The sequence below is a fragment of the Actinomadura harenae genome (genome assembly GCF_003696215.1).
In the GTDB taxonomy this organism is placed as follows: domain Bacteria; phylum Actinomycetota; class Actinomycetes; order Streptosporangiales; family Streptosporangiaceae; genus Spirillospora; species Spirillospora harenae.
Map to the genome: position 1 here is coordinate 1 of NZ_RFFG01000079.1, position 26631 is coordinate 26631.

At 70.8% G+C, this 26631-nt stretch carries 25 protein-coding genes, 1 tRNA gene and 2 pseudogenes; 19 read left to right on the top strand and 9 right to left on the bottom strand.

Going from position 1 to position 26631, the window contains the following annotated elements; translation table 11 throughout:
* Positions 1-828: 828 nt before the first annotated feature.
* From mscL to EBO15_RS31645, 3 genes are all read right to left on the bottom strand, one after another.
* A complete protein-coding gene (gene mscL, locus EBO15_RS31635) occupies positions 829-1227 on the bottom strand; it encodes a large conductance mechanosensitive channel protein MscL (protein WP_122198170.1) in 399 nt (132 codons plus the stop codon).
* Between the two features lie 50 nt (positions 1228-1277).
* Complete coding sequence (locus EBO15_RS47385; RefSeq protein ID WP_122198171.1) at positions 1278-3119, bottom strand: SAF domain-containing protein; 1842 nt, start codon at positions 3117-3119, stop codon at positions 1278-1280.
* A gap of 145 nt (positions 3120-3264) precedes the next feature.
* A complete protein-coding gene (locus EBO15_RS31645; protein ID WP_122198146.1) occupies positions 3265-4095 on the bottom strand; it encodes an S-methyl-5'-thioadenosine phosphorylase in 831 nt (276 codons plus the stop codon).
* Between the two features lie 204 nt (positions 4096-4299).
* Between EBO15_RS31645 and EBO15_RS47135 the strand changes: the two genes are divergently transcribed.
* On the top strand, positions 4300-4506 hold the full coding sequence (locus tag EBO15_RS47135) for a hypothetical protein (RefSeq protein WP_325051953.1): 207 nt from the start codon (positions 4300-4302) through the stop codon (positions 4504-4506).
* 14 nt (positions 4507-4520) lie between these two features.
* On the opposite strand, the pseudogene EBO15_RS47140 reads toward EBO15_RS47135, so the two are convergent.
* From EBO15_RS47140 to EBO15_RS31665, 4 genes and pseudogenes are all read right to left on the bottom strand, one after another.
* A pseudogene (locus EBO15_RS47140) lies at positions 4521-4706 on the bottom strand (FmdB family zinc ribbon protein); the annotation flags it as partial.
* Positions 4707-4836: 130 nt separating this feature from the next.
* Positions 4837-6327 (bottom strand): potassium/proton antiporter, encoded by a 1491-nt coding sequence (locus EBO15_RS31655; protein ID WP_122198148.1) that lies wholly within the window; start codon positions 6325-6327, stop codon positions 4837-4839.
* A gap of 133 nt (positions 6328-6460) precedes the next feature.
* Positions 6461-7453, bottom strand: a complete 993-nt coding sequence (locus tag EBO15_RS31660; RefSeq protein ID WP_122198149.1) for an NAD(P)-dependent oxidoreductase — start codon at positions 7451-7453, stop codon at positions 6461-6463.
* A 297-nt stretch (positions 7454-7750) separates the two neighbouring features.
* Positions 7751-8356: a 5-formyltetrahydrofolate cyclo-ligase gene (locus EBO15_RS31665; protein ID WP_233616556.1), complete on the bottom strand. Its 606-nt coding sequence runs from the start codon at positions 8354-8356 to the stop codon at positions 7751-7753.
* 18 nt (positions 8357-8374) lie between these two features.
* On the opposite strand from EBO15_RS31665, the gene galU reads away from it, so the two are divergent.
* From galU to EBO15_RS31690, 5 genes and pseudogenes are all read left to right on the top strand, one after another.
* Complete coding sequence (galU, locus tag EBO15_RS31670; protein WP_122198151.1) at positions 8375-9301, top strand: UTP--glucose-1-phosphate uridylyltransferase GalU; 927 nt, start codon at positions 8375-8377, stop codon at positions 9299-9301.
* Positions 9302-9355: 54 nt separating this feature from the next.
* Positions 9356-10564: a molybdotransferase-like divisome protein Glp gene (glp, locus tag EBO15_RS31675; RefSeq protein WP_122198152.1), complete on the top strand. Its 1209-nt coding sequence runs from the start codon at positions 9356-9358 to the stop codon at positions 10562-10564.
* Positions 10561-11064 carry a cyclic pyranopterin monophosphate synthase MoaC gene (gene moaC, locus EBO15_RS31680; RefSeq protein WP_122198153.1) on the top strand — a complete coding sequence of 168 codons (504 nt, stop codon included), beginning with the start codon at positions 10561-10563 and terminating at the stop codon, positions 11062-11064. Before glp ends, moaC begins: the two co-directional genes overlap by 4 nt.
* Positions 11065-11160: 96 nt before the next feature.
* Positions 11161-11643, top strand: coding sequence for a MogA/MoaB family molybdenum cofactor biosynthesis protein (locus EBO15_RS31685; RefSeq protein ID WP_122198154.1), 483 nt, complete (start codon positions 11161-11163; stop codon positions 11641-11643).
* Between the two features lie 53 nt (positions 11644-11696).
* Positions 11697-12131: pseudogene (locus EBO15_RS31690) on the top strand (sugar isomerase domain-containing protein); the annotation flags it as partial.
* Between the two features lie 39 nt (positions 12132-12170).
* Here the strand turns inward: EBO15_RS31690 and EBO15_RS31695 are convergent.
* Positions 12171-12950 (bottom strand): DeoR/GlpR family DNA-binding transcription regulator, encoded by a 780-nt coding sequence (locus tag EBO15_RS31695; RefSeq protein WP_122198156.1) that lies wholly within the window; start codon positions 12948-12950, stop codon positions 12171-12173.
* A gap of 89 nt (positions 12951-13039) precedes the next feature.
* Between EBO15_RS31695 and EBO15_RS31700 the strand changes: the two genes are divergently transcribed.
* The 9 genes from EBO15_RS31700 (at position 13040) to EBO15_RS31735 (ending at position 20337) form a co-directional block, all read left to right on the top strand.
* Positions 13040-13921, top strand: a complete 882-nt coding sequence (locus tag EBO15_RS31700) for an SIS domain-containing protein (protein ID WP_122198157.1) — start codon at positions 13040-13042, stop codon at positions 13919-13921.
* Positions 13922-14331: 410 nt separating this feature from the next.
* Positions 14332-15432, top strand: a complete 1101-nt coding sequence (gene nagA / locus EBO15_RS31705) for an N-acetylglucosamine-6-phosphate deacetylase (protein WP_325051952.1) — start codon at positions 14332-14334, stop codon at positions 15430-15432.
* Positions 15429-16349: a 1-phosphofructokinase family hexose kinase gene (locus EBO15_RS31710; RefSeq protein ID WP_122198173.1), complete on the top strand. Its 921-nt coding sequence runs from the start codon at positions 15429-15431 to the stop codon at positions 16347-16349. Before nagA ends, EBO15_RS31710 begins: the two co-directional genes overlap by 4 nt.
* Entirely contained in the window at positions 16337-17170 is an 834-nt protein-coding gene (locus EBO15_RS31715; protein ID WP_122198158.1) for a class II fructose-bisphosphate aldolase, read from the top strand. The genes EBO15_RS31710 and EBO15_RS31715 overlap by 13 nt, the downstream gene beginning before the upstream one ends.
* 189 nt (positions 17171-17359) lie before the next feature.
* On the top strand, positions 17360-17983 hold the full coding sequence (locus EBO15_RS31720; protein WP_122198174.1) for a GNAT family N-acetyltransferase: 624 nt from the start codon (positions 17360-17362) through the stop codon (positions 17981-17983).
* 242 nt (positions 17984-18225) lie between these two features.
* Positions 18226-18918, top strand: a complete 693-nt coding sequence (gene sepX, locus EBO15_RS31725; RefSeq protein WP_122198159.1) for a divisome protein SepX/GlpR — start codon at positions 18226-18228, stop codon at positions 18916-18918.
* A gap of 122 nt (positions 18919-19040) precedes the next feature.
* Positions 19041-19114 (top strand) — tRNA-Ala (locus tag EBO15_RS31730).
* Between the two features lie 225 nt (positions 19115-19339).
* The gene (locus EBO15_RS44560; RefSeq protein ID WP_158628416.1) at positions 19340-19504 is read left to right on the top strand and encodes a hypothetical protein; all 165 of its coding nucleotides are present in this window, start codon (positions 19340-19342) and stop codon (positions 19502-19504) included.
* Positions 19505-19701: 197 nt separating this feature from the next.
* Complete coding sequence (locus EBO15_RS31735) at positions 19702-20337, top strand: Crp/Fnr family transcriptional regulator (RefSeq protein WP_233616558.1); 636 nt, start codon at positions 19702-19704, stop codon at positions 20335-20337.
* On the opposite strand, the gene EBO15_RS44565 is transcribed toward EBO15_RS31735, so the two are convergent.
* Positions 20327-20788 carry a hypothetical protein gene (locus EBO15_RS44565; RefSeq protein ID WP_158628417.1) on the bottom strand — a complete coding sequence of 154 codons (462 nt, stop codon included), beginning with the start codon at positions 20786-20788 and terminating at the stop codon, positions 20327-20329. The two genes, EBO15_RS31735 and EBO15_RS44565, sit on opposite strands and share 11 nt — an antisense overlap.
* Before the next feature lie 189 nt (positions 20789-20977).
* Here EBO15_RS44565 and EBO15_RS44570 point away from each other — a divergent pair, with 189 nt between their 5' ends.
* From EBO15_RS44570 to EBO15_RS31760, 4 genes are read left to right on the top strand one after another with little or no spacing between them, the layout of a single operon-like run.
* Positions 20978-21742, top strand: a complete 765-nt coding sequence (locus EBO15_RS44570; RefSeq protein WP_158628418.1) for a hypothetical protein — start codon at positions 20978-20980, stop codon at positions 21740-21742.
* 4 nt (positions 21743-21746) lie between these two features.
* Positions 21747-23870, top strand: coding sequence for a hypothetical protein (locus EBO15_RS31750; RefSeq protein WP_122198160.1), 2124 nt, complete (start codon positions 21747-21749; stop codon positions 23868-23870).
* Positions 23867-25261, top strand: coding sequence for a hypothetical protein (locus tag EBO15_RS31755; protein WP_122198161.1), 1395 nt, complete (start codon positions 23867-23869; stop codon positions 25259-25261). The genes EBO15_RS31750 and EBO15_RS31755 overlap by 4 nt, the downstream gene beginning before the upstream one ends.
* Positions 25261-26625 (top strand): DUF4407 domain-containing protein, encoded by a 1365-nt coding sequence (locus tag EBO15_RS31760; protein WP_122198162.1) that lies wholly within the window; start codon positions 25261-25263, stop codon positions 26623-26625. The genes EBO15_RS31755 and EBO15_RS31760 overlap by 1 nt, the downstream gene beginning before the upstream one ends.
* Positions 26626-26631: the final 6 nt, after the last annotated feature.

The following is a 26631-nucleotide window of genomic DNA, read 5'->3' on the forward strand; positions in this document are numbered from 1 at the left end:
TCCCACCGCCAGGCGCCCGCCTTCGCGGCCCGCGCCCGCGGCCCGCGCCCGCGGCCCGGGCCCGCCGCCCACTGCCCACGCTCGCTTCCACCACCCGCGCCTGCGTCCACTGCCTGCGCCTGTGTATGCCGCCCGCGCTCGCTTCCATGGCCCGCGCTCGCTGCCCGCGCCTGCATCTGCTGCCTGCGGCGATGACGCCCCATCGACTGATCCGATTCGATCCGGACCGGCATCCACCACATCGTGGATCGCGTGCGCTCGTCGTGCGGGACGTGAGATGCGCAGCCCTCGGGCGTCCTCGCTGCCGCCCTGCCCCGCCCCATCCCGCCCCGCCGCCGCGCGCACCGCCCGGGCTCACCGGGCCCTACGGCGTGGGCAGCCCGAGCTTGCTGGGCCCTGCGATGAGAGACGCCGACGCTCCCTGGTCCCACAGAGTGGCCCCCCGCTCAAGGGGCCCTGCGGTGTGGGCCGTCCGCGTTCACTGAGCGCGACACCGAGGCGGACGAGGCGAACGAGGCCATCGACTCGGCCAGATCAGTGCGTGTCACTCCACAGCAGTGACAGCCTCAACCGGCTCGCCAGGTCACGATGTGCGACGTCCGGCCAGGCCTCGCCATGGCACTACACGCTCGACCGTGAGAGGCCTCAACCGCGGCGCATTTCCGTCAGCACCTATGGCGGTGTCGGGCGTGGGGCGTTGGCGAAGTGAAGAGCCGGCTGCCCCGGCAGGCTCCCAGGGATGCGATTCCCAGGGTGGAATGCTCTCGCGCAGCGCGCCGAGAGTGCGGCTCCTGCCATGCGCCCGAGCCGAGGGCGGCATGGACGGCGTTACGCGGGTTGGACCTCCGACGTGCAGAACTTGCAGCGGGTGGCCTCGATCGGGATCTCGCTCATGCAACGCGGGCAGGGGTGCTCCGACGCCTCCTCCTTGCGCTTGGCGCGCTCCAGCAGCTTCGCCACGGGCAGGACGACGAAGAAGTAGACCACCGCGGCGATGATCAGGAAGGAGATCGCCGCCGTGATGAACTTCCCGTAGGGGAACACGGTTCCGCTGATCTTGAAGTTGAGGTTGCTGAAGTCCGGCTGACCGCCGAGCAGGGCCAGCAGCGGGCCTACGAACGAGTCCACGAAAGCAGTGACCAGGGCGCCGAAGGCCGCACCGAGGACGACGGCAACAGCGAGATCGACCAGGTTGCCCCGGAGCAAGAACCTCTTGAACCCTTCCACGAGCATCCTTTCGTCACCCAGAGTCGCTAAACGGTAACATAGTGGAGTCATCAATCCTTGACGAGCACCACCACCAACGGCCCTCCCGCCCCTGCCAATGCAGCGGCCTGTGTGCGACTGGTCGCCAACACGACCAATGCCCCCTGTCCGGCACCGCCGAGGCCACTTTCTTCTCGGGGCACAGCGAGAACCACCACGGACGAGACCACAACCCGCGACCAGGAAGCCGAGCTGACTCTTCGGCCCTCCCCGACTCTTGGAGAACGGAGAGCCAGGCGCTGCCCGCCAATAGCTCGACCTTGAACACGCAGCGCACATTCGCCGACCAGCCACGTTGGCTCCCAAACGGAACTGAACCGTGCTTCCGCCCCGCCAGAACTCGGCGGCGTCGAAGCCCTCGCCGACACCGGTCGTGCCATCCTTCGGCCGGATGCCGGCCATGCCGCCGGCTGGGCGGACGTCGGCCATCCCGGCGGCTGCGCGGGTGCAGGCTGTGCTGTCACCTGGGCTGATGCGGGCTGTGCCGTCACCCGGCCGGATGTCAGTCGTGCCAGCGCCCGAAGGGACGCCAGCCGTGTCGGAGTCTGGGGGGAATCCGGTCGCGTCGGCATTCGCCCGGATATCAGTCGCGCCGACAGTCGTACGAAGGGCAGTCGCATCGGGGTCGCTGCATGGCCCAGTTGTGTGGGTAGCCACGTGACATGCGGCGGTGTCGGCGTCCATCTCGTAGGCGGCTGGGATGACGCACATCTGGTCATCGGGTGCCCCTGCGCCCCGTCGGCGGATATCGACTGCGTCGGAACGCGTCTGGAAGCGAACAATGGATCTGTGGCTGCCGAGGGGGTTGGCGTGCCTTTCTCGGTCGGGTGGGCTGAGCGCCTTCCGGTGCACCACTGCTGATGCTGTCGGTCTGGTTGCCCTCGTATGCCTCCCGCCGGGGCTGCCTCTGGCCAAGCGGTCTCGGTCGGCTCCGCCTGTAAGCCTTCGGCGGTGCTGCCCGTCCCTGTCCTGAGTGAGCCCGGCGCGACATTGCCCATGTCCGCACAAGGCGGGGCGGCGCTCATGTCCACACGGGGCGGGACCGCCGCGCCAATGGACGGTTTTCCTGCTGGCGGTGTCTTGGGTCCGTCGGAGCTGGGCGCGGGAGTTGGCACGTCCGGCACCGAGGGGGGTTCTGATGCGGAGCCCGGAGGTGTCGCGGTGAGGACGTCGATCCGGTCACCGGGATGAAGGAGGCGGGCCGCCGTCGAGTCCGCCACGCGGATGGGCGTGGCCACCATCCCCGGAGGCTGGTCGTCGAGGAGGCCCGGCCCGAGGACGCGGGCATCGGTGAGGGCCTCGCCGCGTCGGACGGCCCCCGCGAGGACTCGGCCGACCGGTGGATTCCGAAGTGCTCCGTCCGGGCGTACCGCAGGCGGTAACGCGATGATCCGTATGTCGCCTGGCCGGAGAGCGGCGCCGGCGGCCAGGTCCCGCGCGGCGACCGCGACCCGGATCGCCGGTGGCGCGGACGGCTGGATCGCCAGGAGGGCGAGCCCGGTTCCGAGCGCTGCGAACAGCGCGGCTAAGAGCCGTCGGCGCTGCCCGAATCCCTCATTCATCTCGTGCTCCGGGGAGCTTTGGATCCTGCGTGGCTCCGGGCTCGAGTCGGCGTTCCCAGGTCGGTGGTGATTGCGACATGTTTCTTCTCCGCTTTCTGTGATCTCCGGTCGGAGGTGGAGTTGCTCGCCTGCCAGGGGCCTTCTGAGCGCGTGGCTACCCTGCGCTGGGCGGCTCGGCCGGGGCGTCCTGCCTGATTGGTGACCTTGACGGAGCGTTTGGGGAGGCGACCCGTCGAGGACTCTTGGTGGTTGATCCGTTGCTGGATGGAGTCGGGGTCGGGTGTGGGGCATCGGGCCGCAGCGGCGGGTTCTGAAAGCGGCTGGGACGCCGGTTCAGGGGCCGGGGCGGCCTGGTCGGGCGTTGAGGTGTGGCTCTGGTGGCGGGCTGAGCCGGGGACGGTCGTCAGGCGAACAGACGCCCGAGGGCTTCGGCCGGTTACGGGAGGGTGATGGGGAGCTTCATGCCGTCCAGGACGTTCGGGCAGGGGCAGGTGCGGTCGATGGGGAGGTTGGCGACGATGTCGGCGACCAGAGGACGGAGCCGGCCGATGTTCTCGGTGAAGACGCGGAGGACCTCGGCCATCGTGACGCCCTCGCCCTCCTCGATGCCGGCGTCGAGGTCGGTGACCAGGCAGAGCGGGGTGTAGCAGAGGGCGAGTTCGCGGGCGAGGACGGCTTCGGGGTGGCCGGTCATGCCGACGAGGGTCCAGCCCTGGGCGGCGAACCAGCGGGACTCGGCGCGGGTGGAGAAGCGGGGGCCCTCGATGACGACGAGGGTGCCGCCGTCCACCGGGGCCCAGTCGGCCGTGCGGGCCGCGGACAGGGCGGTGTCGCGGCCCGTGGGGCAGTACGGGTCGGAGAAGGAGAGGTGGATGGCCGCGGCCTCGTCGTAGAAGGTCTGCGGGCGGCCCGACGTCCGGTCGACGAGCTGGTCGGGGACGACGAGGGTGCCCGGCCCGTACTGGGTGGCGAGGGAGCCGACCGCGCTCGGGGCCAGGACCTGCCGGACGCCGAGGGACCGCAGGGCCCACAGGTTCGCCCGGTAGGGGATGCGGTGCGGCGGGAAGCGGTGGTCGCGGCCATGCCGGGGGACGAAGGCGACGCGGCGTCCGCCCAGGTCGCCGATGGTGATCGGGTCGCTCGGCGGGCCGTAGGGGGTCTCGATCTCGATCTCGGTGACGTCGTCGAGGAACGAGTAGAAGCCGGAGCCGCCGATGACGCCGATCTCGGCGGACGGGGACGTGGACGTGGAACTCGAAGAGGACATGCCGCCGACCCTAACCAGCCCGCCGGGGATCAAAGAAGCCCGGCGCCCAACTGTGGATAACTCGCTGACAACCGAGGCTCGCCCCCTACGCGTACGTGCGTCGTCCCTGCTCGGCGGGGTCTATAAGGGACGTCCCAGAGATGCGTCCACGAGCCTTTATGGAACGACGACAGCCGGGGTCTCAACAAGGAGACCCCGGCTGTCGTGAAGCCAAAGGAACCGCTGGACGGCGGTCAGGCGACCTTCTCGGACGACGTCGAGCTGCTGCTCGCCGTCGAGGAAGAGGAGGACGAGTCCGAAGAGGAGGACGTCGAGGACGAGCCTCCCGACGAGTCGTTCCCGGAGGACGACTTGGCGGAGGCCGGGGTGCTGACGGTCGAGGACGACCCGCCCCGGCTGTCGGTGCGGTAGAAGCCCGAACCCTTGAAAATGATGCCGGCGGCCGAGAAGACCTTGCGGAGCTTGCCACCGCACGCCGGGCACTCGGTCAGCGCGTCGTCGCTGAACTTCTGCACGACCTCCAGAGGCTCGCCGCACTCGGTGCAAACGTACTGATACGTCGGCACGGTCCCTCCTTGTCGCCTCAGACCGGGGGTGAACCGGACTGGCACTCACCGTAGATGACTGCTAATGGTACCGATGTAGTGAACAGGATTCGCAACCGATCTGTTCCCGGCTCGCCCTCCTGCCCGCGCGCGGCGGGTGATCAGGCCAGGTCAGGGGCGTTCGGCCATTCCGTCACTAGGCCCCTGTTTCTCCGAACCAGCCCGCGAGCTTGCCGCGGCGGCTGACCGCGCGCAGGCGGCGTTCCGCGATGTCCCGGACCTCTGCCGTGGTCACGACCAGGAGGGTGTCTCCTGCGCGCAGGGTGGTGGTGGGCTCGGGAACGAAGCTTTCGCCGTCCCGGACCACGAGTGTGATCGAGGCCCCACGAGGCAGGCGCAGCTCGAAGATCTCGACACCGTTGAGGTGGGAGTCGTCCGGGATGCGGATCTCCAGGAGGTCCGCGTGGAGTTCCTCGAGCGGGGCGGCTTCGACGCCCAGTTCGCGTGCGCGCGAGTCGTCCTTGAGGCCGCACCAGCGGGCCACCAGGGGCAAGGTCGGCCCTTGGAGGAGGGTGAACAGGACGACGATGGTGAACACGATCGCGAAGAGGCGGCTGGCGCCCGGGACGTCCTTCACCATGGGGATCGTGGCGAGGACGATCGGGACCGCCCCGCGTAGGCCCGCCCAAGAGGCGAACAGCTTTTCTCCCATGGAGAACTTGAATCCGGCCGTGGAGATCAGGATCGACACTGGCCGCGCCACCAGGAGCAGGACGAAACCGATCACCAGAGCGGGGACGATCTGAGCGGGCAGGTCGCTGGGGGACGCCAATAGGCCGAGCATCACGAACAGGCCGATCTGGGCCAGCCAGGCGATGCCTTCAGCGAAACCGCGTGTGGCGGGCCGGTGCGGAAGGCGCGCGTTGCCCAGAACCAGGGCGCTCACGTAGACCGCGAGGAATCCACTGGAGTGGAGCAGGTTCGCCGCGCCATAGGAGCCGACCGACAGGGACAGCACCGCGATGGGGTAGAGGCCGGACGCCGGGAGCGCCATACGGCGCAGGGCGTACACCCCGGCCCATCCGACCGCGACGCCTATGAGGCCGCCGACGACGAGCTCGTAGACCATGACCCCGGCCAGTTCGACCAGGTTCGGCGCGTGGTCCGCGGCCTTCGCCGCACTGAGCGTGACGACGACGATCACCACGGGGGCGTCGTTGAAGCCGGATTCGGCCTCGAGGAGGCCCGTCAGGCGTGAGGGGAGCGGCAGTCGCCGCAGTACGGAGAACACCGCGGCGGCGTCGGTGGGGGCCAGTACGGCGGCCAGGAGGAACGCGAGCCGCCAGTCCATGTCCAGCAGCCATGCGGCGGCCACCGCGACGATGCCGATGCTGACCAGGGTGCCGATCGTGGACACCGACAGTGCGGCGGGCACCGAACGGCGCACTTTCTGCCAGTCGGTGGTGATGCCGCCCTCGGCGAGGATGAGCACCAGGGCGGCCAGGCCGAGGACCTCGGCGAGTTCCGCGTTGTCGAAGCGCAATCCGAGGCCGGATTCGCCGATCAGCAGGCCGAGGCCCAGGTAGGCAAGGAGCGTGGGGAGTCCCGCGCTTGTGGACAATCGCACGGCGACGATCGCACAGAGTATGAGCGAGGCTCCGAGGAGTAGCCAGAGGTCGAGCTGCACATCCCACCTTTCGCCTAGGTGATCGTTAAGAGATCCTATGCAGTTCGCCCATCAATCGCATAACGGGCGTTCAGTAATCCCTGTGACCTGGGCTTTTGTGGGGGCGTGTGGTCGGTCGCCGGGCTCTGTGGGCTCAGCGCCGATCGATCTTGGGTGACAGACCGTTGATCACGTTGCGTACAGGACGGCCCTCCACGGCCGCCTTCACGTTGTCCTGGATCACCACGGCGGTGTTGATCTGCGCCTGCGTGGTCGCCCATGCCGCATGGGGCGACAGTAGGACGCTCTCGTGCGTGCGCAGGGGGTGGTCGGCGGGCAGGGGCTCGACGTCGAAGACATCGAGCGCCGCTCCGGCGAGATCGCCCGAATCCAGCGCCGCCAGCAGGCCGTCCTCGGGGACGATGCCCGCGCGCGCGACATTGATCAGCAGCGCCTTGGAAGGCAGGAGAGCGAGTTTGGCCTCGTTCAGGAGGTCGTGGGTCTCGTCCGTCAGCGGCAGGGCGACCACGAGGATGTCAGAGTGCGCCAGCAGGTCGTCGAGCTCGCGGTAGGTGGCGGGCGCCTGCGGACGGCGGCGACGCGTCCAGTAGGAGACCGGGCAGCCCAGCGCCGAGAACAGGCGGGCCGTTTCCGAGCCGATCGCGCCGTAGCCGACGATCCCGACGCGTTGTGTGTGGAGTTCGCGTCCCCCGTGCACGAGCGTTTCCATCTGGGGCCAGCCACCGGCCCGGACGGCACGGTCGGCCCAGGCGAGCCCACGGCAGAGTGAGAACGCGGCCCCGACGGCCCACTCGGCCACCGCGCGCGCGTTGACACCGGCGGTGTTGGCGACGGGCACATCCGCTTGCGTCAGGGCTTCCATGTCGACGTTGTCCGAGCCGACTTGAGGCAGTTGCACGAACGCGAGGCGGGGAGCCGCCGCCACGGCGTCGGCGTCCAGCGACAGATCGCCGGAGAAGTCGGAGACGACGATGTCCGCCTCGGCGATCGCGGCGTGCACCCCCGCGCGGTCGCGCGAGGATGGGAAGGAGACCTCGACTGCGTCCCCCAGTGGTGCGAACAGCCCCCTGACGATGTCCTCGCCCAGAGGCGCAAGCGCCAGCACGTTCCACGGTGTCGTCGTCATACCGTCCTCGCCATCCCTTCTCCCGCCGATGACCGGTCGCGTGCGCACGAGGATCTGCCGCCGGGGACGGCGCTGCCAGGGTCCCCCGGCCCAGCGTCCAAAGCCGCATGTGGACGGCCGATACCGGTCAGGCGGCCGTCCTGCCGCAGCCCGATATGACGCCTGCCTCGTGCCTGCGCACGTCGGCCACGCCGGACGGCGGCTGTGGTGGGCGAGGCCGCTCCAGATGACCGTCACGCCAGGGTGGAAAGCGTGACGACCTGAGGCGGCCGACAGATCTCTGTGTGCGGGGCCACCTTAATTGGCGCCCCCCAGCGGGTGAAGCCCCGACTCCGGCGTCACGGCCGCGCGGACCCGTTGGTCGTGCGGCTCCCTGGGAAGGGTGTCGACCAGTTCGCCCTCGTAGAGCAGTGCCACCGTCAGGACGGCCGGGCTCACGCGCGCGAGGGCCCGGTCATAGGAACCACCGCCACGGCCGAGACGAACACCGGTCCGGTCCACCGCCAGGGCCGGCACAAGGACGACGTCGGCACTGGCGATCGCCTCCACGCCACGCGCGGGCTCACTGGGCTCCATGAGACCGAACCGTCCGGGGACGAGGGAATCGGGCCCCTCATAGGACGCCCAGTCGAGCTCGTTGTCCGGAAGCAGCCGGGGGAGGAGGACGTAGGTGCCGCGCTTCCACAAGGCGAAGAGCAATCCGTGCGTTTCGGGCTCGGTGCCTAGGGAGACATAGGCGGCGACCGTGCCGGCCATCTCCAACTGGGGGACGCCTAGCAAGGTGTCCCGAATGGAGCGTCCCGCCGCCGAACGGACGTCGGCGGACAGTTCCGCGCGGTTGGCCAGAAGTTCAGCCCGCAGCGCGGGTTTGGAACCGATGTCGTGCACGCTCTGGTCCTTCACGGTGACTAGGGTCTCTACATGGCCGACTTCGCACCTGTACGTAAGGCCGTCGTTCCGGCGGCAGGGCTCGGGACCCGATTCTTGCCTGCCACCAAGGCGACTCCCAAGGAAATGCTCCCCATCGTCGACAAACCTGCGATCCAGTACGTCGTCGAGGAAGCGGTGGACGCGGGTCTCACCGACGTGCTGATGGTCACAGGGCGCAACAAGCGCTCCATTGAGGATCACTTTGACCGCGCCTACGAGCTCGAAGAGGCGCTGAACGCCAAGGGTGACGACGAGCGCCTCGCGGCCGTCCGCGAGTCCGCCGACCTGGCGATCATGCACTACGTCCGGCAGGGCGAGCCGCGCGGCCTCGGCCACGCGGTCTTCTGCGCCCGCCAGCACGTGGGGAACGAGCCGTTCGCGATCCTCCTGGGCGACGACATGATCGACGCCCGCGACCCCCTGCTCAAGCGCATGGTCGAGGTCCGCAACCAGTACGGCGGCAGCGTTGTGGCGCTGATGGAGGTCGAGCCCGACCAGGTCTCCGCCTACGGTTGCGCCGCGATCGAGGGCACCGACGAGGACGACGTCGTCAGGATCACCGACCTGGTCGAGAAGCCCGCGCGCGCGGAGGCGCCGAGCAACTGGATCATCATCGGACGCTATGTCTGCGACCCCGCCGTGTTCGACGTCCTGGAGAAGACCCCGCCCGGGCGCGGGGGAGAGATCCAGTTGACCGACGCACTGCGCACCCTCGCCGACATGCCGGCCGAACAAGGCGGAGGCGTGTACGGCGTGAAGTTCCGGGGTCGCCGCTACGACTCCGGCAACAAGCTCGAGTACCTGAAGACGGTCGTGCAGTTCGCCTCCGAGCGTGAGGACCTGTCCGCCGAGTTCATGGCGTGGTTGCGTGATTTCGTGCGCGCGCAGGACGGCGCGGACACCACGAAGGATGCCTGACGACCCGCCGCGGGACCATCGACGACGTTTGACGACCCGTCGGAAGGACGGACGATGAGGACGGTCGAAGAGCACCTGGCGCGGATCCTGGCCGCCGTGCCCGTACTGCCGCCGCTTGACCTGGCGTTGCTGGAGGCCGGCGGGGGCGTGCTCGCCGAGGACATCGCCTCGCCGGTGCCGCTTCCGCCGTTCGACAACTCGGCGATGGACGGCTACGCGGTCGTGGCGTCCGACATCGCGGGCGCGTCCGAGCAGACCCCGGTGACGCTGCCCGTCGTCGGCGACATCGTCGCGGGTGACGACGGTGTGGCGGCGATCCGCACCGGGCTCACCGCGCGCATCATGACGGGCGCGCCGCTGCCCGCGGGCGCGGACGCGGTCGTCCCGGTCGAATGGACCGACGGCGGCGGCACGTCCGTCCGGATCAGCCGGTCGGCGCCGTCCGGGAACTACATCCGGCGCGCCGGGGAGGACGTCCTCGAAGGCCAGGTCGTGGCTCCCCTGGGGACCCGCCTGGGCGCGACCCGGCTCGGCATGATCGCCGCCGTCGGACGGCCCCGCGCCTTGGTCCGGCCTCGTCCGCGCGTGGTCGTCCTGTCCACCGGGAACGAGCTGCGCGAACCCGGTTCGCCCCTCGCGCCGGGCCAGATCTGGGACTCCAACAGCTTCATGCTCACCGCCGCCGTCGCCGAGGCGGGTGGCGTCGGCTACCGGCAGAGCACGGTCGGGGACGAGCCCGACACGGTCCTGGAGACGATCGAGGACCAGCTCATGCGCGCGGACGCGATCGTCACGTCCGGTGGTGTCTCCATGGGCACCAGGGACGTCGTCAAGGAAGTCCTGACGGGCACCGGAACCGTGGAGTTCCACAAGGTCGCGATGCGTCCCGGCAAACCGCAGGGATTCGGCCTCCTGCACGGGACCCCGATCTTCACCCTGCCCGGCAATCCGGTCAGCGCGTATGTGTCGTTCCAGGTGTTCGTCCGGCCGGCCCTACGCGCGATGCAGGGGCTGCCCGCCGAACCGCTGCCGACGGTCTCCGCCGTCCTGGAGGGTGACCTGAAGTCGCCTGTCGGCATCCGCCACTACCTGCGCGCGAGCCTGACCTACGGGCCCGGTGGCTACACGGTGAAACCGGCCGAAGGGCAGGGCTCGCACCAGATGGGCTCACTGGCGTCGGCCAACGCGCTGATCGTCCTGCCCGAGGACGTCGACCTGGCGTCCGCGGGCTCCCACGTCGAGGTGATGAGGCTGCCGTCATGACCATGGGTTCGGAATTCACCGGGTTCACCCACCTGAACGACAAGGGCGCGGCCCGGATGGTGGACGTCTCGGCCAAGTCCGTTTCGACGCGCACGGCGACCGCGACCGGATTCGTCCGCTTGTCGCCGGCGTGTGTGGCGGCTTTGCGCGCGGGCGAGGTGCCCAAGGGCGACGCCCTGTCCGTCGCGCGGATCGCGGGCATCATGGGCGCGAAGCGCACCCCGGACCTGGTTCCCCTGTGCCACCCCATCGCGCTCCACGGCGTCGAGGTGGAGCTGTCCGTCGAGGACGACGGCGTGGCGATCGACGCGCTCGTCCGGACGGCCGACCGCACCGGCGTCGAGATGGAGGCTCTCACCTCGGTCACCGTCGCGGCCCTGGCGCTCATCGACATGGTGAAGGCCATCGACCCGGCCGCCGTCATCACGGACGTGCGTGTCGAGGAGAAGACCGGAGGCAAGACCGGCCTCTGGCAGCGCACCCCGGGGAAGCCCCGCTAACGCGCCCGCACGAGGCCCCGTCCCTGGGGCTTGGGATAGTGGGCGCGGCTTGCCTCGAGGTCTTCGTGGGGTGCCGTGTCCGCAGAGGAGGCAACGATGATCCGCGCATTGGCGGTGACCGTTTCGAACCGCGCTTCGGCCGGTGTGTACGCGGACAAGTCCGGTCCGGTGCTGGTCGGGCTGCTCGCCGAGGCGGGATGCGAAGTGGACGGGCCGCGCGTCGTCCCGGACGGTGAGCCCGTCGAGGAGGCCCTGCGCGCCGCCGTGTCCGCGGGGTACGACGTCGTCGTGACGACGGGCGGGACGGGACTCACCCCGACCGACCGCACCCCCGAGATGACCCGGCGCGTCCTGGACCGGGAGATTCCCGGCATCGCGGAGGCCATCCGAGCCGTGAGCAGGGACACCGTCCCCACATCGATCCTCTCGCGGGGGCTGGCCGGGACCGCCGGACGCACCCTGATCGTCAACTTGCCCGGTTCCACCGGCGGTGTCCGGGACGGGATGGCCGTGCTGACGCCCGTGCTCGCCCATGCCGTCGACCAGATCGCCGGCGGCGACCACCCGCGACCCGCTTGACCTGCTGAGATGCGAGTTATCCACAGTTCGGCCGTGGGCTTTCGGAACGCCTTCCGGGGTACGCGTCGAAGCTCTTGGAGAACGGGCCCGCGGGGGAGGGCGACGTCCTGATCGTGGTCTCGGTCTCGGGCCGCAACGCTCTCCCGGTCGAACTCGCGGAGCTCGCCGTCGCGCGTGGGATGACCGTCCTGGCGGTGACGTCCCGCGCGTACGAGACCCGCCTCGCCGAGATCGCGCACATCGTCCTGGACAACCATGTGCCCGTCGGCGATGCGATCCTCAGCGACCCGGGCGTCCCCGAGCCGTTCTGCGCCACGTCCGGCGTCATCGTCAGCGCACTGCTGCAGGCCCTGACCGCCGGGATCATCGAACGCCTGCTCGCGCGAGGCCTCACGCCACCCGTCTTCCGCTCCGTCAACCTCCCCGGAGGCGCCGACCACAACACCCGGCTCCTCCAGGCCAACGCCGACCGCATCTTCTACCTCTAGCGACTGCGCATGCAGGAGGGGCTCACTCGGTCGTAGGGGTCAGGCGCGGATGACCTCCACGCCTGCCTCGGTGAAGGGGGCGGCGGCCTCCTCGGACAGGGTCTCGTCGGTGACGAGGGTGTTGATGGTGGTCGTGTCGCAGATGCGGGCGAAGTCGCGGCGGCCGACCTTGGAACCGTCGGCGACGACCACGACGTGGTCGGCGCGGTCGGCCAGGAGGCGGTTGACGGCGGCCTCGTCCTCGTTGGGGCAGGTCGCGCCGTGCTCGGGGGTGATGCCGGTGACGCCGAGGACCGCGATGTCCAGCGTGACGTGGTCGAAGATGCCGGCGGCCAGCGGACCGGTCAGCTCGTAGGACTGGGGCCGCGGCACGCCGCCGGTGAGGACGATCTTCACGTGCGGGCGGACCGCCAGTTCGCTGGCGATGTTGAGGGCGTTCGTCACGATGGTGAGCGCGGGACGGCCGCCGCCCGGATCCGGGCGGGTGGCGAGGACGCGGGCGACCTCCGTGGTGGTGGTTCCGCCGTTCAGGCCGATGATCGCCCCGGGCGGGACGAGCCCGGCCGTCGCGGCGGCGATGCGTTGCTTCTCGGACGCGTGCCGGGCGGTCTTGTAGCGCAGCGGCAGGTCGTAGCTGACGCTGTTGGCGACCGCGCCGCCGCGGGTCCGGGTGAGCATCTGCTGCTGGGCGAGCTCGTCGAAGTCGCGGCGGATCGTCGCGGCCGACACCGCCATGCGCGCGGCGGCCTCCTCGACGCTCAGCTGCCCGGCGTCGGCGAGCAGTTCCAGTAGTGCGTTCAAGCGTTCGTGACGGGTCACGCAGGGGAGTCTAGCCGTGCGCGCCCTTGTTTCTTTGTGTCTGTTTGAGGTAAGAAACGAGCATAAATGAGCATCAAGGGAGGGTTGTCGTGACGGGGAACCACACTGAGAGTGAGATCGACTCACAGCCGGAGCTGTGGCGACGCGCCGCGCGTGACGGGGCGGGCGAGGTTGCAGCCGCGCTGCCACGTCCCGGCGAGCGGGTCGCCGTGATCGGCTGCGGAACGTCCTGGTTCATCGCCCAGTCGTACGCCGCGCTGCGCGAGGGCGCCGGGCTCGGAGAGACGGACGCCTTCGCCGCCTCGGAGTTCCCGTCCGGGCGGCGCTACGACCGGGTTCTGGCGCTCAGCCGGTCCGGGACGACGACGGAGGTGCTGGAGGTGCTCGACCGCACCGACCTGCCGACCGTCGCGATCACCGCCGATCCGTCCACGCCCGTGATGACGGCGGCCGACGAGGTGATCGTGCTCGACTACGCGGACGAGCGGTCGGTCGTCCAGACCCGGTTCGCGACGAGCCAGCTCGTCCTCCTGCGCGCGCACCTTGGAGAGAACCTCGACGCGGCCATCGCGGACGCGGAACGCGCGCTCGCGGAGCCTCTTCCCGAGGCGGCGCTGACGGCCGAGCAGTTCACGTTCCTCGGACGCGGCTGGACGGTCGGCCTCGCGCACGAGGCCGCGCTGAAGATGCGCGAGGCCGCGACGGCGTGGACCGAGTCCTACCCGGCCATGGAGTACCGCCACGGCCCCATCGCGATCACGGGCCCCGGCCGCGTCGCCTGGATGTTCGGCGAGTCCCCGTCCGGCCTCACCGACCAGGTCGCCGGCGTGGGCGGCACCATGATCACCAGCGCTCTCGACCCGCTGGCCGACCTCGTCCGCGTCCACCGCCTGGCCCTCCACCTCGCCCGCCAGGCCGGCTACGACCCGGACACCCCCCGCAACCTCACCCGCTCCGTGATCCTCGGCTGATGTCCCGCACGCCTCCCACCACCCCCACCTCAGGCCCCCCGCCGACCCCGCCCCCCGCCTCCGTCCCCCCACGGCCACAGACACCCGCACCGACAACTGTCGCGTCGCGCGTGCGGGTTTCTGGGCGTCCGGCTTGGGGTGGAGCAGGACTTGTGCCCGTGGGCATGTCGGCGTCTGCGCCGATGCGTGCGGAGGGACGCGCAGGGCTGCCGGGCGCTGTTCTGAACCTCGCGCTTGCCCCCTATGCCTTCGACTGCGTCGGCATGCATGCCGGGAGGCGCTCGTGGGGGGCCTGCGTCCGTTTGCGGTCGGTGTGGGGCGGGTTGAAGGGGTTGTCTGGTCGTGGTTGATGGGGGTGGTTGGGGTTGTTGACGCTGGCTAATGCTCGGCTGGTGCTTCCGAGTGGGGTGGTGGACGGCTGGGTTCGCGTTCAGGGTGGGCGGATTGTTGGGGTCGGTGCCGGTGCTCCGGCGGGGGCGGACGGCGCTGGGGCGCGGCCGGAGGTTGTCGAGAATGTGCGGGGGCGGGTTGTCGTGCCCGGGTTCGTCGACATGCATGTTCATGGTGGGGCGGGGGCGTCCTACCAGTCGGGGCGGTTGGAGGAGGCTCGGCGGGTCGCTGAGTTCCACCTGGGGGCCGGAACGACGACGACCGTCGCGAGCCTGGTGACGGGGACGCCGCAAGGGCTGGTGGACGGGGTCGCGGGTCTGGCCGACGCGGCTGACGAAGGGCTGATCGCGGGGATTCACCTGGAGGGGCCCTACCTGGCGGGAAGCCGGTGCGGGGCGCATGATCCGGCGCTGCTCCGGGAGCCCGATCGGGACGAGTTCGCGCGGCTGGTCGAGGCCGGGCGTGGGCATGTCCGCATGATCACGCTGGCGCCCGAGTTGCCTGGAGCCGTGGATCTGGTCCGGGACGCGGTGCGGGCCGGGGTCGTCGCGGCCGTGGGGCACACGGACGCGGCCGGGGCGTGCGTCCGGGAGGCGTTCGACGCGGGCGCGCGCGTCGCGACGCATCTGTTCAACGGGATGCGCCCGCTGCATCACCGGGAGGGCGGGCCGGTCGGGGCCGCGCTCGGGGACGCGCGGGTCACCGTCGAGCTCATCAACGACGGTGTGCACGTGGAGCCCGAGGTCGTCCGCCTGGTGTTCGCGGCGGCGGGCGGGCGGGTCGCGCTGATCACGGACGCGATGGGCGCGGCCGGTATGGGCGACGGGTCGTATCGGCTCGGCCCGATGTCGGTCACCGTCTCCGGGGGACGGGCGACGCTCGAGGACGGGACGTCCATCGCGGGCAGCACGATCACGATGGCGGAGGCGTTCCGGCGTGCGGTCGAGGTCGCCGGGATTCCGCTGGAGGACGCCTCGCGCGCCGCGTCGCTGGTCCCGGCCCGTGCGCTCGGGCTGGACCACGAGGTCGGGTCGCTGGACGTCGGAAAGCGCGCTGACCTGGTGGTTCTGGGTGAGGGGCGGTCCGTCGCCCGGGTGATGAAGGACGGGCGGTGGCGATGATCCTCACGGTGACGCTGAACGCGGCGCTGGACGTCACGTACGAGGTCGGCGCGTTGGAGCGTGGTGAGTCGCACCGGGTCGGGGTCGTCCGGGAGCGGGCCGGGGGCAAGGGGATCAACGTGGCGCGGGTGGCCCGCGCGCTCGGCTGCGAGGTCACGGCCACCGGCTTCGCGGGTGGCGTGGTCGGTGAACTGATCCGGGACGACCTGCGCGGGTCGGGCATCGTCCATGACTTCGTGACGGTCTCCGGGACGTCCCGGCGGACGCTCACCGTCGTGGAGACCGAGAGCGGCGAGGCGACCGTCCTGAACGAGGCCGGGCCGCGTGTCCTGCCTGAGGAGTGGCGGGCGTTCCTTGGGCATTTCGGTGCGCTTGCCGCGTCCGCCTCGGTCGTCGTGCTGTCGGGGAGCCTGCCGCCCGGGGTTCCGGTGGACGCGTACGCCGAACTGGCACGGCTGGCCCCCGGACGGGTCGTCCTGGACGCCGATGGCACGGCGCTGACGGAGGGGCTTCGAGGCCGTCCCGACGTGGTCAAACCCAACGCGGACGAGCTGACACGCGCCACCGCGGCCGGGCGGCCGGTCGCCGAACGCGCCGGAGAGCTGCGGGACGCCGGGGCCGGGACGGTACTGGTCTCGCTCGGCGCTGACGGCATGCTCGCGGTCACCCCGGACGGGGTCTGGCGGGCCGTCCCGCCCGAGGTCGTGGTCGGGAACCCGACCGGGGCGGGGGACGCGGCCGTCGCCGCCACCGCCCGCGCGCTGCTCCTCGGCCGTCCCTGGGACGAGCTGGTGCGGGACGCCGTCGCGCTGTCCGCGGCGGCGGTCGCCGCGCCCGTCGCGGGGGACTTCGACCCCGATCTGTACGTCCGTCTCCTCCCTGAAATCGCGATCGAAGGACTCTCATGCCCCTCGTAGGAACCGGTGAGATCGTCGCCACGGCCGCGTCGTCGCGTCGCGGCGTCGGCGCGTTCAACGTCGTTCACCTGGAACACGCCACCGCCATCGCGCGCGGCGCGGAGGCCGCGGGCGCGCCCGTGATCCTCCAGATCAGCGAGAACTGCGTGCGCTATCACGGCGCGGTGGAGCCGATCCTGGCCGGGGCGCTCGCGGTCGCGCGGGCCGCCGAGGTGCCCGTGGCCGTCCACCTCGATCACGCGACGTCGGCGGATCTCGTGCGTGAGGCGGTGATGCTCGGCGTCGGGTCGGTGATGTACGACGCGTCCACGCTGCCCTATGAGGAGAACGTGGCCGAGACCGCAGGGGTCGTCGGCTGGTGCCACGAACGCGGCGTGTGGGTGGAGGCGGAGCTCGGCGAGGTCGGCGGGAAGGACGGCGTGCACGCGCCGGGCGCCCGGACGAAGCCGTCCGAGGCCGTCGTCTACACCGAGGCGACCGGGGTGGACGCCCTGGCCGTCGCGGTGGGGAGCTCGCACGCCATGCTGACCCGGGACGCCGTCCTCGACCTCGACCTGATCGGTGAGCTGCGCGAGGCGGTGCCGGTCCCGCTCGTCCTGCACGGATCGTCCGGGGTGCCGGACGCGACCCTGACCGCCGCCGTCGAAAGGGGCATGACCAAGATCAATATCGCGACCCAGCTCAACAAGATCTACACGGGAGGGCTGCGCCGCCTCCTCGACGCGAACCCGGCCATGGTCGACCCCCGCAAGTACGCCGGACCGGCCAGGGACGCCGTTGCGACCGAGGTCACACGCCTGCTCGGCGTCCTCCACGCCTAAGGCGGCTACGCTCCGTGACCAATCCGGTCGCGATTCCCCCGGCCGCGCCTTCCAGGGCGGCCCGCATACACGGTTCTGGGCGGCCGGGCCCGGGCCGTCCTGGACCGGGCCCACGACCGAATCGAATCGTCGGGGACAATTGATGGCGTCCGAACCGTCGTCCGGGGAATCATGGGAGCCGTGGAACGGATGCGTGGATGGCCGGTCACCTTGAGCGAAGGCCCGGTCGGGCTGCGGCCGCTTCGGCATCGTGACGCGGCCGTATGGCGTGACCTGCGGGTTCGCAACGCCGACTGGCTGCGGCCCTGGGAGCCGACCAACCCGGAGACGCCGCTGTTCCGCACCGGGCTCGGCCCCTACGTGAGCATGGTCCACACCATGCGGCGCGAGGCGCGGCAGGGCCTCGCGCTGCCCTGGGTCGTCACCTACGAAGGGAACTTCGTCGGCCAGCTCACGATCGGCGCGATCGTCTGGGGATCGGCGCGTTCCGCGCAGATCGGCTACTGGGTCGACAAGCAGGTCGCCGGACGCGGTGTCATTCCGACCGCCGTCGCGCTCGCCGTCGACCACTGTTTCTTCACCGTCGGGCTGCACCGGGTGGAGGCCAATATTCGGCCGGAGAACACCGCGAGCCGACGTGTCGTCGAAAAGCTCGGATTCCGGGAAGAGGGAATTCGCCGCCGCCAACTGCACATCGACGGCGCCTGGCGTGATCACCTCTGCTACGCGCTGACCGTCGAGGACGTGCCGGGCGGCCTGCGGGCCCGCTGGCTGGCCACCGCCAAGCAGGCATTTCCCCGCTCCCCGTCCTGACCTGACCCAGGGGAGACATTCGCGCGGACCCCTCCCGTAAGAATCCTCCGGAAGAGAAGGCCTGGCAAACAGAGAGTAACCGCGAGATCGATCTCGCGACACACCGCCCCTAATACTCGTCAACCTCTGACACCGACTCGTACCGTGCGTGGCGTGACCCTGTTCCCAATGCACGTGCGCGCGCCGAAAGACGGCTCGTCGTCCCGCCGTGCCCGGGAACGGCTCCATCCGGTGGTGATCCGGTGAGCAGCACCTTCCTCTATCTCGCCATCGTCGCGGTCTGGGCCGTGGTCCTCGTCCCCATGTGGCTCCGCCGCGACGGCGAGGCGACGGGCATGCCCCGCCGCCTCCTCCACAAGCGCCCGGACGAGGACGGCGCCGACCTCGACGGCCATGACCACGTCGACGAGCACGAGCACCCGGTCGAGCCCCGCCTGCCGGGGATCGAGGCCGATGTCGAGGTCGAGCACGAGATCGACGCCGTGGACGAGCCCCGACTCGAGGACGAGGCGTCCGTCCAGCGGCGTCCCGGACGCGCCGCCGTGATCGCCCGCCGACGCCGCCGGACGGTCGGGCTCATCCTGCTCGTCCTCACGACCGTCGTCGTGGCCGCCGTGGGCGTCGCGCCCTGGTGGATCACCGCGCCGCCCGTCCTGCTCCTGGCGGGCCACCTCACCCTGCTCCGCGTCGCCGTCCAGATGGACCAGGCGCGCGCCCACGAGGAGGCCGAGGCCGCCCGCGTCCTCGCCGAGACCGAGCAGGCCGAAGCCGAGCCGGCCGCCACCGCCGAGCCGGAGACCCCGGAAGCGGCGCCCCTCGAACCGTCCGCCGAGGTGCTGGAGTTCGTCGGCCGTCCCGAGGACGAGGTCTTCGACCAGTACGCCGACGACGCCCCCGCCACCACCACCGAAGACCGCCGCGCCGTCGGCGAGTGACCCCCACCCCCGTCCAGCCCCCGGTCCCTTCCTCCGCCGATGTCGAGTCCTGCGCGCGGTCGGAGGGCGCGGTTAGTGGCGCGCGAAGCACTGCCAAAGTGCGCTAACCTAGTCACGTCCGCGGGGCTGTAGCGCAGTCCGGTAGCGCACCTCGTTCGCATCGAGGGGGTCAGGGGTTCAAATCCCCTCAGCTCCACCGCGTGATAGCAGGTCAAGGGCCTGATCGGGAGAGATCCCGATCAGGCCCTTGATCGTTTGTCGCCCAGTTGTCATCGGGACCGAGAAGGACCGGTTGGCGCTGAGAAGCATGTCGCAACCCTGCTCTAGGCCCCAGGCGGTTCCAGGCGTCACCGACGCATGCAGCGAAGCTCGCCCCAACGGGTGGGCTTGCCATGGTGTGCACCGACCTACTCCCCGCGGCATGGGACCACGCGTCGGGGTAGGGCGCGTACGCCTGGAGGGCGTCCCGCTCGACTACGACGGCCTTGCCGCCTGGCTTCACGCCCACCCGTACGAGGGGATCGTCTGGCATCACCCGGACGGGCGGCTGGCCAAGCTCAAGCGCCGCGACATGCCTCAGCCCTAGCCCACGACGGCATGGTGATTCGGCAGGGTCGTTGACCTACGACCGGCGCCGGGAGGTCACCTCCGTGTGGCTGGGCGGTTCATGGGGTGGTCGTCCGGGTTGGCGGGGATAGTGGGGTGGTGGGCGAATCTGGTGGAGAAGACTGGGCGATTGGGACGTTTCTGGCGGGGTTGAAGGCGTCGCTCCGGAGTGAGCTGTTGGCGATCGCTCCTGCGCAGCGGGTGCGGGCCGGGCAGACGTTGATGGTGCAGGGGGCGTTCACCGATCAGGTGCTGGCGCTGAGGGCGCGGGGTAGTCGGTCGCCGGCGTGTGTGAAGGTCATCGGGGGGCTGGAGAACGGCGCCGAGGTGCTGTTCGGGATCAGGGTCAGCGGGGACCTGGTGGGCGAGCTTGCGGCGATTCGTGACACGGGACGGTCCGCGACCGTGGTCGCGTGCACGGACGGGGCGGTTCACCGGCTGCCGAAGGAGCGGTTCCTGGGGTTCCTCGACCGCAATCCCGAGGCGTGGAGGCTTCTCGCGGCGATGCTCGGCGACCGGCTCGACTGGGCCAACCAGCGGCGTCTGGACTTCACGGGCTACCCGGTCGACCGGCGGCTGGCGCGGGTCGTCGTCCAGCTCGCCGGACGGCACGGGCATCCGGTCGAGGGCGGTGTCGACCTCGGGGTGGCGCTCACTCAGGAGGAGCTGGGGAAGCTGGTCGGCGCCGCGAAGGAGTCGGCCGTCAAGGCCGTCCGGGAGTTGCGCGACGCCGGGTGGATCAGGACGGGCTACCGGCGGATCATCGTGGCCGATCTCGAGGGGCTGACGGAGTTCGCGATGGTCAGCCGCTGATCGTCCAGGCGAGGTGGGTGACGGCGAGGAACGCCGACGCGGTCGTCCAGGGGATCGCCCGGATCACGTGACGGTGCTTCCGTTCGGCGACGCGCGCGAGGATCCTGGCCATCGCCCAGGCCTCGTCGCGCTGGGCGGCGGCGTCGGGGGGAAGGGTTCGAGTGATTCCCATGATGCCGAACGCGCTGGTCGTGGGGTCGCCGTCGAGGCGCGGGCGGAGCGCCTGGGCGAGGTGGAGGCCCGCGCCGAGGAACGCGGCCAGGTAGAGGACGGCGGGGATCGTGGACGCGCCGCCGGTGCTCAGCATCGCTCCCGCGGAGCCGGCGAGCACGGCGGACAGGACGGAGACCTTGGCGTCGGCGTGCTGGAGGTAGGTCTGGAAGGTTCCGACCGCGGTCAGGGCGACCATCGCGTCGTGGGCGGGGCTGTGGGCGACGGATCCGGAATCCATGGGCTCCCCCGGGTTTCGTATCTTTGCTCGCTGTCAGTCAACCAGTGAGGACGCCCCGGGATTTGGTACTAATGCCAAATGAGGGAGTGGCGTAGACGACTTCCATGAAACAGGTATTTCTACTTCTTCTCCCCGGGGCCGGCGTGTAAGGATCTCGTCTCCAGATCCCAACGCGCCAAGGGGACAGCGGTGGTAAGGGAATTCGAGCGGCGTCCGATGATCTCCGTCGACGCCACAGGGTACGGAAGCGGCGACGACCAGCGGCAGTCGGAGGTCCAGGCGGGGCTTCTGGACGTCCTGGACCGGGCGGCGGCCTCGGCCGGACTCGACCGGGACGGCTGGGAACGGCAGGGCGCGGGCGACGGCGAGTTCTCGGTCCTGCTCCCGGGGACCGACGAGGGGCGCCTGGTCGGGGACTTCCCCCGCCATCTCGCGGCCTTCCTGAGCAGGCGCAACGGGGACGCGCCGTGGGAGAACCGGCTCCGGCTCCGGCTGGCCGTCCACTACGGCACGGCCATCGCCGACGTGAACGGGCGCAGCGGCGCCGGCCCGGTCGATGTCGCCCGGCTCTGTGACAGTCCTCCGCTGCGCACGGCGCTCAAGGAGTCCAGGGCCGATCTGGCGGTCATGGTGTCCGACCGCATGTTCACCGACATCGTCCGCAACGGTCATGCGCTCTCCGTCGCCCCCGAGGATTTCCGGGAAGTGCAGGTCAAAGTCAAAGAGTTCAGTGAGCGCGCCTGGCTTTGGATACCGCGCGGCCGCGACGTCCACTCCCTGACTCTCGCGATTCCCGCGGATGCGACGCCGACATCGCCGGCGGCGAATGGGGGCGAGCGGTCCGAAGCGAGTGCGAAAGGGGACGCGTCGTCCACGGAGCGGCCCGCTTCGGTGCACAACGAGTTCCACGAGCGGGTGAACGCCAGGGGTGCCAACTTCGGCTTCCGGGGCTGAGCCCATGTCCGAGGAAGCCTTCGGTGAGGGCGTCCGCGCCGCCGACGACGGCCAGCCGTTCCAGCCCGTCGACGGTTCTCCGGAAGGCAAGGGGGAGTCCGTTCCGCCTGCCGAGCACCCGCCGGTCAACCAGCTGATCAACGTCTTCCACAGCGGCGTGGAGGCGTCGGGCGCGAACTTCGGTTTCGGTGTGGAGGTGAGCCGGGCCGGCAGCCAGGCGGCGAGCGGGCCGATGCCCCGGGAGCGGGTCGCCGCGCTGACCCGTCACTTCGTGGAGCCCGAGCCGTTCGAGGGGGCGGTCACGGCGCTGCGGAGGCGTGCCGTGGTCACCCTGTGCGGGCCGGACGGCAGCGGCAGGCTCACCGGCGCCGTCAACCTCCTCGTGCGCGTGCTCGGCGAGCAGGCGCCGATCGTCAAGCTGTCCCCGACCAAGAGCCTGAGGGAACTGGCCGGGCACCGGTTCGACGAGGGCACCGGCTACCTGCTGCCCGGATGGTTCGGCGCGTTCGACCAGGAGGCCGAGCACCACTGGGAGCAGATCCAGGCGGAGCTGTTCGGGCACGGTTCGTTCCTGGTGGTGACCTCCTCGGAGGAGAACCGGCGGACGGCCTCGACCACCAGGATCGGGTGGTCGCCGCCCGGGGACCGGGGAGCGGTCGTCCGCGCGCACGGGGGCGGGGTCCTGGCGGACGCGGACGTCGAGAAGGTCGTCGAGGCGCTGCCCGACGACATGCCGATGGCGAGCCTGGTCGAGGTCACGGGCCTGCTCGCGGGAGGCCGCACCCCGGAGGAGGCGATCTCGTCGGTCCTGCGGCAGGCGGCGCGGGACCAGGCGCGGGAGTGGTTCGAGAAGGGTCCGACGCGGGACGAGGTGCTCGACATCACCGTCCTGGCGTTCCTGCCGGGCCTGTCCGAGCGGCGGTTCGGGCAGTGCCGGGAGCTGCTGAAGGCCGCGCTGGCGGAGACGGTGCCCGAGGGGCCCGCGCCGGCGGCCGAGGCCGGGGACCCGCCGCCGAGGCCCGTGGAGGAGGCCTTTCCCCAGGTCAGGGGGAGGCAGCTGGAGAACCCGCTGGTCCGGATCAGGCAGGTGATCGTCGACGGTCGTCCGCGGCGGGTGATCGAGCTGCGCGAGCCGGAGGCGCAGCGCTTCCTGTTCGCCGAGATGGCCGGACGGTTCGACGAGTACTTCTGGGACGCCGTCCGGATGTGGCTGGAGGGCGTCCTGATCCGGCCGGAGCTCTCCCTGCACATCGCGGCGGGCCTGGCCCGGCTGGCCGCGTCGAACTTCGACGAGGTCGAGGGGTCCTACCTGGATCCGTGGTCGAGGGCGGCGGGACGCGCGGAGCCCGCCCGCTCGCACGCCCGGCAGCGGCGGCTGACGACCGTCCACGTGCTGTGGTTCATGTGCTTCGACGAGGACCTGGCGCCGGTCGCGCTCCGGGTCGCCGCGGGATGGGCCGCGTGGGGCGGCACGCCCGGGCAGAAGTACAACGCGATCATCGCGTTCTCGGGCGTCCTCGGGCGGCTCTATCCGATCGAGGCGGTGCGGAACCTCTGGCGGCTGGCGCGGAACCGGGGCGCCGTCCTGGGGCCGCTGGCGATCGAGGGGTTCGGCGGGCTGTTCCTGTCCCAGGACGACACGGACGGGCGCGTCCGCGTCATCCGGTTCCTGGAGAACAAGATCAGGACGCTGCGCGGGGACGGCGCGCGGATCGAGACGTACGGGATCGCGCTGCGGGCGATGCTCACCGTGTACGAGACCGGCGACCCACAGGGGCGGCCGCTGGCGGCGCGGCTGCTCTGCGAGCGACCCGAGCTGGCGGGCGTCATGGGCCACACCTGGGCGGCGCTGCTGGTGAACCGTCCGGTCCGGCATGCCGCGCTGGTCGCGCTGCACGCCAATCTCGACGCGCTGCCGCGGCACACCGAGCGGCCGGAGCTGGTCGCCCAGCGGCTCGGGGACGTCCTCGGCACGGCCCTGAAGAAGGACCACCAGGACGACCTGGTCAGGGATTTCTCCGCGCTCGCCGAGCTTCCCGCGGACCGGCGGGACGGCACGCACCAGGTGACCGCCGCCCTGTTCTCGGCCATCGAACGAGCGCAACGTCGTAGGGGAGAAGAAGCGTGACCTATCCGATCATCACACAGAAGATCCTGCCGCCGGTGCCGAAGTCCGGGCTGTTCGGGCTGGGTTCCCGGAGCCGCGACGTCTCGGAGGTCCCGTCGCCGACGGCGGGCCAGGTCCTCGTGCTCCGGTCGGGCGGACGCTACGTCCTCGACAGCGGACGGCTGGGCCTGGACGACGAGACCATCCTGGAGGCGACGCATGTGAGCGTCGTCGACATGACCGAGCACAAGCAGGTCAGGGTCGAGTTCTCGCTTCCGTCGGCGGAGGGCGGCGCGTTCACCGTCGTCGTCGACTTCACCTGCCGGGTCCACGATCCGGTGGCCGTCGTGGAGGCCGGGCTCGGGGACGTCCACGACATCCTGACCGCGTATCTCAGAGCGCACGACGATGTCTTCAAAGCGGCGGCGAAGCACAGGCTCGCCGACTTCCTGGAGGCCCGGCTGGAGGTGCGCGCCGAGTTGCAGGCGTACCACCACTACCTTCCGGTCCAGCTCTCGGGGATGACGGCGAGCCTGGGGAACGTCGAGATCCCGGCGCCGCCGGAGGTCAAGGGCTACCTGGGCAAGGTCGTCCAGGACGATCTCGACCACCAGGACCGGCTCGCGGTGCTGGCGAGAGGCGGGAAGTACGACCGCGCCCAGGCCGAGGAGCAGACCGAGACCACGCTGCACAACCTCAAACTGCAGGTGCTGAGCACCGAGCAGGAGCTCACCAAGATGCGCAGCGACCGGCTGAAGGCGGAGCAGAGGGAGCGGGACGAGGAGGCGGAGCTGGCCGCCCGGCACCGCAGGCGCGACCAGGAGACGACGTTCGGCATCGGGCAGGCGGCCAAGGTGACCGAGGCCGTGGGCGACGACCCGCTGGCGGCCTACGCCCTCGCCGCCGAGCGGGGGGAGCTCGACACCAGGGAGCTGGCCGATCTCCACCAGAGGGAGGCCGACCGGCTGAACGCGCTGGAACGGCTCCGTGAGGACCGCGCCTACGAGGACTCGGTCAAGAACGCGCAGCTCTCCCGGGACACCATGGTGCAGGGCGTCATGATGCGGCTCGAGGTCCTCAAGGAGATGGTGCGGAAGGGCCACCTGGACGAGCGGAACATGAAGGAGATCGACGGCATCCTCGCCGAGCTCGCCGGCGGGAGAGGGGTCGGGCTGCCGTCCGCGCAGGACCCGGCCGGGCAGATCGAGGCGGCGGCGGCCGGGGCGCCCCGTCCGGATTCCATCGCCCGTTCGGATTCCACCGCCCGTCCGGATTCCACTGCCCGTTCGGACTCCGCTTCCGACACCCCCACCCGTCCGGATGCCGCCGCCCGGCGGGCGCCCTTCGAGCCCGGGCACGCGTCCGCACCCGAGGACAACGACGACGTGCCGTACCGGGAGGAAGACCTCTGATGACGGTGGTTCAGCCGGTTCCCGCCGTCGAGGCCGGGGCCGAGGTCGGGGCCGGGACGGAGCGGCCTCGGCGGCCGGTGCGCGGCCCGAAGGGGCCGGGAGTGTGGCTCCGCTCGCTGATCGGCGTGGACGAGTCGGTGCTGAGCATGGCCCCGCTGGACCGCGGGCGGTACACGGCGATGGCCCTGATCGTGGTCAACGCGGGGATCCTCGCGGCCCTGTCCATGACCGTCATGGTGCAGAAGTTCACGGACGCGCCGCTCGTGGCCGTCCTCCCGGTGGCCCTGTTCTGGGGCTGGGTCATCTTCTCGATGGACCGCTGGCTGATCTCCAGCTCGCACGGGACGCAGAGCAGCGGCGGGGTGTTCCTCATCCGGGTCCTCCTGGCCGTCGTGCTGGGGTTCGTGGTGGCCGAGCCGCTCCTGATCAAGATGTTCGAGCCCGCGATCCACCGGCAGGTGGCCGAGGACCGGCGGGTGGAGCGGGCGTCCAAGCTCAGCGCGCTGACGTCGTGCAACCCCGTCCCGTACCGGCCGCTTCCGGCGACGGGCGCGAAGTCGTGCATGGACCGGAGGCTGCTCATCACGGTCGGCGCCGATCCGGCGGGCGCGGCGTCCACGGTGGCGTCGCTGAACGGCCAGGTGTCGGCGTTGTCGAAGGCCATCGACAAGGACCGGGCCGCGTTGCAGCGGCTGGAGCGGCTGGGGCACGCCGAGTGCGGCGGGCAGCGCGTCGGCGACGAGACCACGGGCCTCGCCGGTGAGGGGCCGAACTGCCGCCAGATCCGGAGCGAGCGGGCGGCGGCGCTGGACACCTCGCGGCTTCCGGAGCGGCAGGCGCAGCTCGCCGACCTCCAGACCAAGGCCAGGAACGCCGTCGAGGCCCAGGACAGGGTGAACGCCCGCTACTCGACCGAGATCGCCCAGGAGATCGACAAGCAGCTGCCCCGTCCCGAGGGGAAGATCGGGATCCTGGAGGAGGACGACGCGCTGCTCGCCCTCCAGGCCGGGAACCCGATGGTCCTCCTGTTCGTCTGGCTGCTCCGCATCGCGCTGATCACCCTGGACTGCCTGCCGATCCTGACGAAGCGGCTGTCGGGGCTCAGCGCCTACGACCGCCAGGTGGCCGACCACGTCGCCGCCGACATGGAGACGCACGAGGTCTTCCTCAAGCACGCCAAGCTCCAGAACACCCAGGCGCGGATCGAGGCCCTCCGGCTGATGGACGAGCAGGAGCGTGACCGTCGCCTGAGCCGGGAACGGCACGAGGCCGAGGCGCGCAACTCCGAGGACGAGCAGATGAAGCAGCAGATCCGCGACTTCGCCGCCCGGCTGAAGGGCAACCCGGGTTCCGCACCCGAGTGAGCGCGG

Bases quoted from the DNA above. Each gene is read 5' to 3' on its own strand.
- EBO15_RS47385 (WP_122198171.1), bottom strand. From the start codon at position 3,119: ATGCCCCACACCCGACCCCGACTCCATCCAGCAACGGATCAACCACCA.
- EBO15_RS31645 (WP_122198146.1), bottom strand. From the start codon at position 4,095: ATGTCCTCTTCGAGTTCCACGTCCACGTCCCCGTCCGCCGAGATCGGC.
- EBO15_RS31660 (WP_122198149.1), bottom strand. From the start codon at position 7,453: ATGACGACGACACCGTGGAACGTGCTGGCGCTTGCGCCTCTGGGCGAG.
- galU (WP_122198151.1), top strand. From the start codon at position 8,375: ATGGCCGACTTCGCACCTGTACGTAAGGCCGTCGTTCCGGCGGCAGGG.
- glp (WP_122198152.1), top strand. From the start codon at position 9,356: ATGAGGACGGTCGAAGAGCACCTGGCGCGGATCCTGGCCGCCGTGCCC.
- moaC (WP_122198153.1), top strand. From the start codon at position 10,561: ATGACCATGGGTTCGGAATTCACCGGGTTCACCCACCTGAACGACAAG.
- EBO15_RS31685 (WP_122198154.1), top strand. From the start codon at position 11,161: ATGATCCGCGCATTGGCGGTGACCGTTTCGAACCGCGCTTCGGCCGGT.
- EBO15_RS31710 (WP_122198173.1), top strand. From the start codon at position 15,429: ATGATCCTCACGGTGACGCTGAACGCGGCGCTGGACGTCACGTACGAG.
- EBO15_RS31715 (WP_122198158.1), top strand. From the start codon at position 16,337: ATGCCCCTCGTAGGAACCGGTGAGATCGTCGCCACGGCCGCGTCGTCG.
- EBO15_RS31720 (WP_122198174.1), top strand. From the start codon at position 17,360: ATGCGTGGATGGCCGGTCACCTTGAGCGAAGGCCCGGTCGGGCTGCGG.
- EBO15_RS44560 (WP_158628416.1), top strand. From the start codon at position 19,340: ATGGGACCACGCGTCGGGGTAGGGCGCGTACGCCTGGAGGGCGTCCCG.
- EBO15_RS44565 (WP_158628417.1), bottom strand. From the start codon at position 20,788: ATGGATTCCGGATCCGTCGCCCACAGCCCCGCCCACGACGCGATGGTC.
- EBO15_RS31750 (WP_122198160.1), top strand. From the start codon at position 21,747: ATGTCCGAGGAAGCCTTCGGTGAGGGCGTCCGCGCCGCCGACGACGGC.
- EBO15_RS31760 (WP_122198162.1), top strand. From the start codon at position 25,261: ATGACGGTGGTTCAGCCGGTTCCCGCCGTCGAGGCCGGGGCCGAGGTC.